Here is an 8,540-nt window from a genome sequence, read left to right as displayed (position 1 = left end):
AACGTAAAAAATAAATTTATCTATAATGTTTTGAGTTAATTTAACTTAAAACATTTTTTATTTTTAAATAATATTAATATAACTATTGATTAAACATGAACAGATAATTAATCAAATAATTACTGTTTAATTTCTTTTTTAATATACTCCTAATAATATAAACATGATAAATTCTAAACTTTTTTTGTTAATTAGTAAAATAATCATGTTTTTATTTTAGTATTATTCTTGTCTGAACTGAGTAATATTTATATACAATATATTATATACATTGAATCATGTTAAAAGGAGGAATGTAAAATATGAATTTTGGTGAAATTTTTAAAAATTCTTTTAAATACCCTACATTAAATTTTAAAAAACTTTTAATTTTAGGTATATTTTTCTTGATTTATGGAATTTTAACTGCTTTAGGTACATCAGATAATAGTACTTTAGCTAGTTTAGCAGTGATTTTTGCTATCATTGCTTTAATAGTTTATGTTATTATTCAAGGGTATACTGTAGATATTATTGGAATCAGTACAACACAAAAAGATGAGATTCCTGCTATTAATTTTAAAGATAATTTTGTACTCGGAATTAAATCTTTTATTGTAGGAATTGTTTATTTTATAATTCCTTTAATAATAATTTTCGCTCTTGCTTATTTAACTGTTGGTTTTGATTATATTGTTACAATTGTGACTAAAACAAATTTATCTAATATTCCAGATAATATTGCTCTTGTTTTTGCTGGATCATTAGCTTTTATTGTTGTAATATCAGTTATTTTATTTATCATATTTTCATTGGTTAGTACAATTGCTTTTGGGAAATTAGGTAAAACTGGTAGTTTAAAAGAAGCATGTTCTATAGGTACAGTTATTAATGAAACTAAAGAAGTTGGATTTTTAAGCATTTTTGGTTATGTTATTGTTTTAGGAGTAATAGATGTAATACTTGGAGTAATTTCAGCTAGTATAATAGTATTAATTCCAATTATTGGATTCATTATTTCAGTACTTATCATTGTACCTTATATTTCAATGTTTAATGCTCGTGTTATTGGTTTAATTTATTCTAAAGTATAAATCAAATAAATCAATCTATTGGAAATTATAAAATTTAAAAACCAAATAAAAGAGTTTTTTTAAAGCTTTTTTATCTTATTTTTCTTTATTTTTTTATTTCTATCCTATCTCAAAAGAGGTATAAATTGAAAATATACAATATATTAACAAATAATGATTTTTTTCTATGTATACTTTTTTTATATTTTACAAATAGAATCTACTGTAGATAATATACAGTAGACTAAAGAATAAAAATTATACATCGTATTGGATTTAATAATTAATATTTATTTAGAGCTATCTTGATTAATAAAACTAAATATTGTTTTAAAAATATTTTAAGAGTATATTAAAGGTTAGATATAGAATAAATTGAATTTTTTAATTTTTTCACTTATCAGAATTAGGTATTTACTTTATTAATGTTGAAATCTAATATTTATAAATAGAAGGTGATAAATTATGGATTCAAAAAAAGTTGTTCTAATTACTGGTGGAGGAAAAGGAATTGGTTTTGGGATTGCAACTGCATTTGCAAAAGAAGATTATAATATTGTAATAACTGGAAGAACAAAATCAACCTTAGAAAATGCTAGGAAAGAACTTGAAGAGAAGTATGATGTTGAGGTTTTAGATATAGTTGCTGATGGTGGTGTTGAAAGTGAAGTAAAACATGCTATCGAAGCTACTATTGATAAATTTGGACAATTGAATGCTTTAATTAATAATGCACAAGCATCAAAATCTGGTTTAAAATTAGAAGAACATAGTGCTGATGATTTTGCATTAGCTATTAATACTGGATTATATGGTACTTTCTTCTTTATGAGAGAAGCATTCCCATATTTAAAAGAAACACAAGGTAGTATTGTTAACTTTGCATCTGGTGCTGGTTTAAATGGTAGACCAGGTCAATCTTCCTATGCTGCTTCTAAAGAAGGAATTAGGGGTCTTTCAAGGGTAGCTGCTAACGAATGGGGTGAATATGGTATTAATATCAATGTTGTTTGTCCTTTAGTTATGACTCCACAACTTGAACAATGGAAAGAAGATTATCCTGAATTATATGATCAAACAATTCAAGCTATCCCAATGAAACGTTTTGGTGATGCTGAGAAAGATATTGGTCGTGTTTGTGTCTTTTTAGTTTCTGATGATGCAAGTTATATGAGTGGAGAAACTATTGCTCTTCAAGGTGGAGGAGCTCTCAGACCATAAAAATTAAAAAAATAGAAAATTATTTTTTTCTATTTTTTTTAAAATAAGTAATATTTTTTAACAAGTTTAATAACATCTTTTGCTTGATTTACTTGATCTGCTTTTACTTTAATTGATATTGGTGCATTATAAGGCATGCCTTCTGTTGTAAAACCCACATTGTTTTCAACACCAATTTGAATATCTACATCTAAATCCATGGTTCCTGCTGTTTCAAAGGATATCCAATTTATTGATTTTTTTGGTATAAATTTTATTTCTATTTTTTTACCAGAAAGTCCCTTTACATCAATTACATAAATTCCATGTGTTGTAAGCACAATTGAATCTCTATAAAACTTATATGTTTGAATTACATTTTCATCTTGGAATAAAAATTCTTCAACCATGGATGGATCGGTGTCAAGTTCAGCATTTCCCATTAAATTATCTAAGAATCCCATTATATCACCATTGTATATTATGAATTTTTTTGTTTTTATTTTTTTTCTTTTTTAATCCTAAATGTCTAATAGTAATTTTTTTCATGTAATAGTCAATTTTATAAGGAAGTTATTCCTGTAGCAGTTAGAGTATTGTTGCTTTTAAGAATAATGTATTTGTATGAAAATAGTATAAAATGATTATATTAAATAACTCAAATATTGACCAGTTAATATATATAGTAATTAGAAACATAACTTAAAATATTTATAGATTAAATTTAATTAAATTAGGGTTTGATAATATGGTTCGATTTTCACAAAGTCTTGATGATAAACAGTCAAAGGGTGAAGAAAAACATTATGGTCAAGTTAGGAAAGATCATTATTATGTATCTGAAAAACAACAATATAATGTTTCAGAGGATTATAAAGTTTATAGCCAAACTCCTACTCAAAGACCTAATTTATATGAAGATAATTTCAACTCACAATATCAAAGAGATGAGGTTATCTATGAAGAACAATCTATCAAACCAGATTATTCAAAACCAGAATTAGATTTTCCAAAGAATCAAAATATCCAGTTTGGTGTTGAATATGCTGCAAACTCAAAACCTCCTGCAATCGGTAAAAATTATACAATCCGGTCAAATTCAATCATTTACAATGATGTTGTCATTGGAGATAATTTCAGAACTGGGCATAATGTCGTTATTCGTGAAAATACCAATATTGGAGATGATGTTTTGATTGGAACCAATACTGTTATTGAGGGTGATGTAATCATTGGAAATGATGTTAGCATTCAGTCTAATGTATACATTCCAACTAATTCTGTAATTGAAGATAATGTATTTATCGGCCCATGTGCTTGTTTTACAAATGATAAATATCCAGTTCGTATTAATTATGAACTTCAAGGACCTAAAATAAGGCGTGGAGCTTCAATTGGAGGCAATACAACATTTCTATCAAATGTTGAAGTAGGAGAAGGAGCCATCGTTGCTGCTGGAGCTATTGTAATACACTCTGTTCCACCATTTTATTTAGCTATTGGAACACCTGCACGTATTAAACCACTCCCTGATCATTTAAAGGTTCCAAATAGATTTTAATTAAAGGAGATTTTTTATGGCAAAGTATAAATGTAAAATTTGTGGTTATATTTTTGATGAAGACAATATTGAAGAAGGGTTAAATATTCCTGCTGGGATCAAGTTTGAAGATTTGCCCTCTTCGTTTAAATGTCCAAAATGCAAAATGTCAAAAGCTATGTTTGAAAAAATATAGATTAATTTTATATAGTTTATTGATTAAAATATTAAATAAACTATTTAATAAATATTTAGAGGTTTGTTAAAATGGCAAAATTTAAATGTAAATTATGTGGATATGTAACTGATGAATTCGAAGAACTCCCAGATGACTATAAATGTCCTATGTGTGGGGCATCAAAAGACATGTTCGAAAAAATAGAGTAGGTGTTATGAATGGCTTATATTTGTAAAGTTTGTGGATTCGTTTTAGAAGAAGATGAATTACCAGAAGATTACATTTGCCCAGTATGTGGTGTACCTGCAGCAAATTTTGAAGAACAATAAGTTCTTTTCTTTTTTTATTTTTCCAAAAACTGCTTATTTTTAAATTTAGTATTAATTTTTCCAGAGTATTTTTCAAATATTTTTAAAATATCTCTGTTGTCTTTTGATACAATGTCATAGCTAACTTTATCAGTATACTCTTTGTTTATGATTTCTAGATTATTAGTTCTAACTTCACTATCTACTGTTTTTATGTCTGAGTATTCAAAGTTAATGATATAGATATCATATTCTTCAATTTCAAGTATTTCAGCTTCACCAATAGCTTCCATAACTGATTTTGAATATGCTCTTACAAGCCCTCCAGCTCCAAGTTTGATTCCACCAAAGTATCTTGTAACAACTGCTGTAACATTGTGAAGCTCGTTTTTTCTTAAAACATTAATCATTGGTTTTCCTGCAGTTCCACCAGGTTCACCATCATCATCGAAGCCTTCTCCATCACTTACAATATAAGCTGTACAATTGTGGGTTGCATCATGATATTGTTCATTGAATTTCTGAATTATAGCTTTTGATTCAGCTTTTGTTTTAGTCGGAACTAATGAACAAATAAATTGGGACTTTTTGATATTAATTTCAATTTGTATTGCTTTTTTAATAGTTTTCATTTGTATCAATATATTTTTATATTATAGTAAACATATTATTGTTAATATGATTTTATAAGGTGAGATTATTGTCTAGTAAATCTGCAACTTTTTTAGTAATATTTATAGTAGCTATTATAGCTTTTTGCTTAGCTTGCGTTTGTGCATCCATGACTGGTGAAATATCAATTTTACCTAATGGAAATGAATCTGAAGGAGTGTTAGATAATCTTTCAACAATTATTAATGATTCTGAGGATACTGGTGAAAGTTATAGTTCTCAAAATCATGATGATTATAGCTCATCAAGTTCTGATAGTTCATATCGAGAGTCTAATGTAGAAACTACAGTAGATAATTCACACTCATCAAATCAAGATAATCCAGAATCATCAAACCATGCTGATAATAGTAATAAAGATACTCATGATGATAACCAACCAAGTTCTGATGAGTCTGGTGAGTCAAATTCTAATGCTGAAAAATAAAAATGATAGTTAATAATCTAATAGTTTTTCGATGTCTAGAATTACGGAGTTGATAGCTAGATTAAACAGCATTTCTCCGTATTCTTCATCTACATAAACACCATTTTCTTCAATATCACGTGCACCTTTTTCAATGTTTGGATCATCTTGGCGTGCTTGTTTAAATCCATATAGACCAACTTCTTCATATTCATTGATATTGGCTTGATTTATCACTTCTTCTTCATTGATAATACCTAAGACTTTCGCCATAGAAAGTTCTCCACTTCCTCCATGTGGACCTTCAGAGGAAATTACTTTATTATTAAATAGAATGGATAAGTCAGTTTTATCTTCAATATCCCATAATTCTGCCATTAATGGAATGTTTCCGCCGTGGGCATTGACAATCACTACTTTTTCTATATCTAAGAATTTTTTAGCATCATTAAGTGTTTTGATAACATTTTCTTTTAAAGTTTCAAGGGAAACATGTTTTCCATGGTCAATTGTGTCTAATTCATAGGCAGGGAATATTATTCCTAAAAATTTTGCTCCTGTATGGAGGGAGGACTGAAATGCAATATGTGCTCCAATTTTTGCATCAGTATCTATTGGAAGTGCTGGACCATGGTTTTCAAGGTGTGATCCAAGTGCTATAATTCCAATTTTATGAATTCCAGGGTCTCTTATATTTCCTGCTTGATATCTTAATTTAGCCATACTAATCACATTATAATTCAAAGTTCCAAATATCGTCACCAACATAGTGTTTGGTTTCAATTGCTTTTCCAGAATCATTTTCAATCATTTCTTCACTGGAAAGTAAACTTACACCAATAGCTAATGGTTTTCCGTGTGTTTCATCAATAATTAAAACAATATTTCCAGGTTCAACATCTTCTGAGGCATCAACAATTCCAGGACTCATAATATCTGCACCATTACTTACAAATCTAATAGCTCCCATGTCTACTGTTACAGTTTTAGCATCAATTTCATTAGCAAGCGCTGCTTTAAGTGTTGGAAACGGTCTTTCGTCAATTAATATGATATATGGTTCACCATCAACTAATATAAATGAATTAGGTTCTGCTTCAAGTATTTCAACATTTTTTTTTCCTTGAAGTAAATTTCCATATTCACCTAATTCTGCTTTTATTTCTTTAATTTTCTTTTTTTTCAAGAAATTTCTCTTTTTAATTTTTATAACCATATTAAATCCCAATTAATATTTTTATTAAATAATATTTATTGTTTAAAATAAATAAATTTATTTATTTATAACTATTTGAGATGGGAATAACATTGTATTTTATCCTGATTAAAATCCATGATATGTCCTGTGATAGTTAGAGTCATTTTTAATTAGTGCCAATGCATTTGAAAAATAATTTAAATATTAGTTTGGCTAATTAATAAGTATAAGTATTATTTTTTAATCTTTTTACTGGAAATAAAGTAACATTTATATACTAGATTAACTATAATTAATAGTATTAGTTTTAATTAGGTTTTGTCTTATCTTAACTTGATTATATTATGTCTAATAATGAGTGATTACTCAATTCATATTAAAAAACTAAAATTTGTTAATAATATAAGGTGATATAATGAGCGGACAAAATGTTCAAAGACCACTTGACGCATTAGGAAAATCTGTAGATGCTCCTGTTTTAATAAAACTCAAAGGAGATCGTGAATTTAGAGGCATACTTAAGAGCTTTGATTTACACATGAATTTAGTTCTTAATGATGCAGAAGAGTTACAAGACGGAGAAGTTACTAGAAGACTCGGTGTTGTGCTCATTAGAGGAGACAATATTGTTTATATTTCACCATAAATATTATTCAATACTTTCTAGATTATAGTTTTACGATTAAATAAAGGAGGTGTATCAATGTCAAAGGGAACTCCATCAATGGGTAAAAAAAATAAAAAGACCCATATTAGATGCAGAAGATGTGGTAGAAACACTTACCATATACGTAAAAAAGTTTGTGCTTCTTGTGGATTTGGTAAATCTAAAAAACTCAGAAGATACAGCTGGCAAAATAAAAAACCTACTACTAGACAAAGGTTAGTATAGGTTTTTTTTCATGTACTACTTTCGTAGTACTATTTTTAATTTATTTGGGATAATAAACGCATATTATCTCATAAATCAACTATTTTTAGAATTAATTTAATTAACTACATTTCTTTCTTCATTATCAATGAATGCTTTATAATTTTCAACAATTTCATTTACAAGTCTTTTTCTAGCATCAATACTTGCCCATCCAATATGGGGAGTTATTATTATATTTTTAGCATTAAGCAAAGGATTGTTTTTACTCATTGGTTCAACTGTAACAACATCTACTCCAGCAGATAACACTTTTCCACTATTTAGTGCACTAGCTAAATCATTTTCATTTACAAGTCCTCCTCTTGAAACGTTAACAATTCGAACTTGATCTTTCATTTTCTTAATGTTTTCTTCTCTTATGATTTCACTGGTTTCATCTGTTAGTGGGCAATGAAGTGAAATAATGTCTGATTTAGTAAATATTTCATCTTTATTTACAAAATTAATTTCATCTTTACTATATTTTTCTGGATGTTGCGTATTTACAAGTACATTCATTTCAAAGCATTTAGCTATTGTAGCAACCTTTTTACCAATATTTCCATAACCAATAATTCCTAAGGTTTTGCCTGCGAGTTCTGTTATTGGACTAAGCCAGTAACAAAATATTTCTGAATTTATCCAGTCTCCATTTTTCACACTTTGATTATGAAGCTCCAAGTTACATGTCTGTTCTAGAATAAGTGCCCATGTAAGTTGAACAACACTGTTTGTACTATATGATGGGACATTAGTTACGGTTATATTTCTTTTTCTTGTAGCATCTAAATCAACAACATTATACCCTGTAGCACATACTCCAATATATTTGATATTAGGGCATTTATTCAACACTTTTTCATCTATTATGACCTTATTGTCAAATATGACTTCTGCATCGCCAATATGGTCAATCTTGTTTTCTTCAGTTGTATTATCATAAATAGTCAAATCAACATATTTGGAAAGTTCTTCCCATGAGATGTCTCCTTTGTTGATTGCAGATTCTTCAAGTAGTACGCCTTTCATTTTTTTCATAAAATCATCTGGAATATTCTTTTAATTTAAATTTT

14 protein-coding genes are annotated in these 8,540 nt (G+C 27.8%); 9 read left to right on the top strand and 5 right to left on the bottom strand.

Features of this window, described 5'->3' with window-relative positions; translation table 11 throughout:
* The first annotated feature begins 302 nt into the window (after nucleotides 1–302).
* Nucleotides 303–1,073, top strand: a complete 771-nt coding sequence (locus ACI389_RS01935; protein WP_439779865.1) for a DUF4013 domain-containing protein — start codon at nucleotides 303–305, stop codon at nucleotides 1,071–1,073.
* Between the two features lie 444 nt (nucleotides 1,074–1,517).
* Nucleotides 1,518–2,273, top strand: coding sequence for an SDR family NAD(P)-dependent oxidoreductase (locus ACI389_RS01930; RefSeq protein ID WP_439779864.1), 756 nt, complete (start codon nucleotides 1,518–1,520; stop codon nucleotides 2,271–2,273).
* Between the two features lie 38 nt (nucleotides 2,274–2,311).
* On the opposite strand, the gene ACI389_RS01925 is transcribed toward ACI389_RS01930, so the two are convergent.
* Nucleotides 2,312–2,716 (bottom strand): PH domain-containing protein, encoded by a 405-nt coding sequence (locus ACI389_RS01925; protein ID WP_439779863.1) that lies wholly within the window; start codon nucleotides 2,714–2,716, stop codon nucleotides 2,312–2,314.
* Nucleotides 2,717–3,225: 509 nt separating this feature from the next.
* On the opposite strand from ACI389_RS01925, the gene ACI389_RS01920 reads away from it, so the two are divergent.
* The 4 genes from ACI389_RS01920 to ACI389_RS01905 all read left to right on the top strand — a co-directional run bounded on the left by ACI389_RS01920 (nucleotide 3,226) and on the right by ACI389_RS01905 (nucleotide 4,299).
* Nucleotides 3,226–3,813 (top strand): acyltransferase, encoded by a 588-nt coding sequence (locus tag ACI389_RS01920; protein WP_439779867.1) that lies wholly within the window; start codon nucleotides 3,226–3,228, stop codon nucleotides 3,811–3,813.
* Between the two features lie 16 nt (nucleotides 3,814–3,829).
* Nucleotides 3,830–3,988, top strand: a complete 159-nt coding sequence (locus ACI389_RS01915; RefSeq protein ID WP_439779862.1) for a rubredoxin — start codon at nucleotides 3,830–3,832, stop codon at nucleotides 3,986–3,988.
* A gap of 71 nt (nucleotides 3,989–4,059) precedes the next feature.
* Nucleotides 4,060–4,179: a rubredoxin gene (locus ACI389_RS01910; RefSeq protein WP_439779861.1), complete on the top strand. Its 120-nt coding sequence runs from the start codon at nucleotides 4,060–4,062 to the stop codon at nucleotides 4,177–4,179.
* A 9-nt stretch (nucleotides 4,180–4,188) separates the two neighbouring features.
* Nucleotides 4,189–4,299, top strand: a complete 111-nt coding sequence (locus ACI389_RS01905) for a rubredoxin-like domain-containing protein (protein ID WP_439779860.1) — start codon at nucleotides 4,189–4,191, stop codon at nucleotides 4,297–4,299.
* 14 nt (nucleotides 4,300–4,313) lie between these two features.
* Here the strand turns inward: ACI389_RS01905 and ACI389_RS01900 are convergent, their stop codons facing one another.
* Nucleotides 4,314–4,910 (bottom strand): YigZ family protein, encoded by a 597-nt coding sequence (locus ACI389_RS01900; protein WP_439779859.1) that lies wholly within the window; start codon nucleotides 4,908–4,910, stop codon nucleotides 4,314–4,316.
* Between the two features lie 68 nt (nucleotides 4,911–4,978).
* On the opposite strand from ACI389_RS01900, the gene ACI389_RS01895 reads away from it, so the two are divergent.
* Complete coding sequence (locus ACI389_RS01895; RefSeq protein ID WP_439779858.1) at nucleotides 4,979–5,377, top strand: hypothetical protein; 399 nt, start codon at nucleotides 4,979–4,981, stop codon at nucleotides 5,375–5,377.
* 9 nt (nucleotides 5,378–5,386) lie between these two features.
* On the opposite strand, the gene arfB is transcribed toward ACI389_RS01895, so the two are convergent.
* Nucleotides 5,387–6,079, bottom strand: a complete 693-nt coding sequence (gene arfB / locus ACI389_RS01890) for a 2-amino-5-formylamino-6-ribosylaminopyrimidin-4(3H)-one 5'-monophosphate deformylase (RefSeq protein ID WP_439779857.1) — start codon at nucleotides 6,077–6,079, stop codon at nucleotides 5,387–5,389.
* Nucleotides 6,080–6,089: 10 nt separating this feature from the next.
* Nucleotides 6,090–6,572 (bottom strand): DUF1947 domain-containing protein, encoded by a 483-nt coding sequence (locus tag ACI389_RS01885; protein ID WP_439779856.1) that lies wholly within the window; start codon nucleotides 6,570–6,572, stop codon nucleotides 6,090–6,092.
* A gap of 397 nt (nucleotides 6,573–6,969) precedes the next feature.
* On the opposite strand from ACI389_RS01885, the gene ACI389_RS01880 reads away from it, so the two are divergent.
* On the top strand, nucleotides 6,970–7,200 hold the full coding sequence (locus ACI389_RS01880; protein ID WP_067042787.1) for an LSm family protein: 231 nt from the start codon (nucleotides 6,970–6,972) through the stop codon (nucleotides 7,198–7,200).
* Between the two features lie 57 nt (nucleotides 7,201–7,257).
* Nucleotides 7,258–7,446, top strand: coding sequence for a 50S ribosomal protein L37e (locus ACI389_RS01875; RefSeq protein WP_067042784.1), 189 nt, complete (start codon nucleotides 7,258–7,260; stop codon nucleotides 7,444–7,446).
* Between the two features lie 96 nt (nucleotides 7,447–7,542).
* Here ACI389_RS01875 and ACI389_RS01870 read toward each other — a convergent pair whose 3' ends face one another.
* Nucleotides 7,543–8,505, bottom strand: coding sequence for a D-2-hydroxyacid dehydrogenase (locus ACI389_RS01870; RefSeq protein ID WP_439779855.1), 963 nt, complete (start codon nucleotides 8,503–8,505; stop codon nucleotides 7,543–7,545).
* Between the last annotated feature and the right edge of the window lie 35 nt (nucleotides 8,506–8,540).

The sequence above is a fragment of the Methanobrevibacter sp. genome (assembly GCF_051877095.1).
In the GTDB taxonomy this organism is placed as follows: Archaea; Methanobacteriota; Methanobacteria; order Methanobacteriales; family Methanobacteriaceae; genus Methanocatella.
The sequence above is the reverse complement of the archived record's forward strand: the minus strand, read 5'-3'. Positions and strand labels throughout refer to the sequence as shown.

Coding starts and splice junctions, on each gene's coding strand:
- ACI389_RS01870 (WP_439779855.1), bottom strand. CDS start 8,505: ATGAAAAAAATGAAAGGCGTACTACTTGAAGAATCTGCAATCAACAAA.
- ACI389_RS01880 (WP_067042787.1), top strand. CDS start 6,970: ATGAGCGGACAAAATGTTCAAAGACCACTTGACGCATTAGGAAAATCT.
- ACI389_RS01915 (WP_439779862.1), top strand. CDS start 3,830: ATGGCAAAGTATAAATGTAAAATTTGTGGTTATATTTTTGATGAAGAC.
- ACI389_RS01905 (WP_439779860.1), top strand. CDS start 4,189: ATGGCTTATATTTGTAAAGTTTGTGGATTCGTTTTAGAAGAAGATGAA.
- ACI389_RS01910 (WP_439779861.1), top strand. CDS start 4,060: ATGGCAAAATTTAAATGTAAATTATGTGGATATGTAACTGATGAATTC.
- ACI389_RS01885 (WP_439779856.1), bottom strand. CDS start 6,572: ATGGTTATAAAAATTAAAAAGAGAAATTTCTTGAAAAAAAAGAAAATT.
- arfB (WP_439779857.1), bottom strand. CDS start 6,079: ATGGCTAAATTAAGATATCAAGCAGGAAATATAAGAGACCCTGGAATT.
- ACI389_RS01875 (WP_067042784.1), top strand. CDS start 7,258: ATGTCAAAGGGAACTCCATCAATGGGTAAAAAAAATAAAAAGACCCAT.
- ACI389_RS01930 (WP_439779864.1), top strand. CDS start 1,518: ATGGATTCAAAAAAAGTTGTTCTAATTACTGGTGGAGGAAAAGGAATT.
- ACI389_RS01900 (WP_439779859.1), bottom strand. CDS start 4,910: ATGAAAACTATTAAAAAAGCAATACAAATTGAAATTAATATCAAAAAG.
- ACI389_RS01925 (WP_439779863.1), bottom strand. CDS start 2,716: ATGGGATTCTTAGATAATTTAATGGGAAATGCTGAACTTGACACCGAT.
- ACI389_RS01935 (WP_439779865.1), top strand. CDS start 303: ATGAATTTTGGTGAAATTTTTAAAAATTCTTTTAAATACCCTACATTA.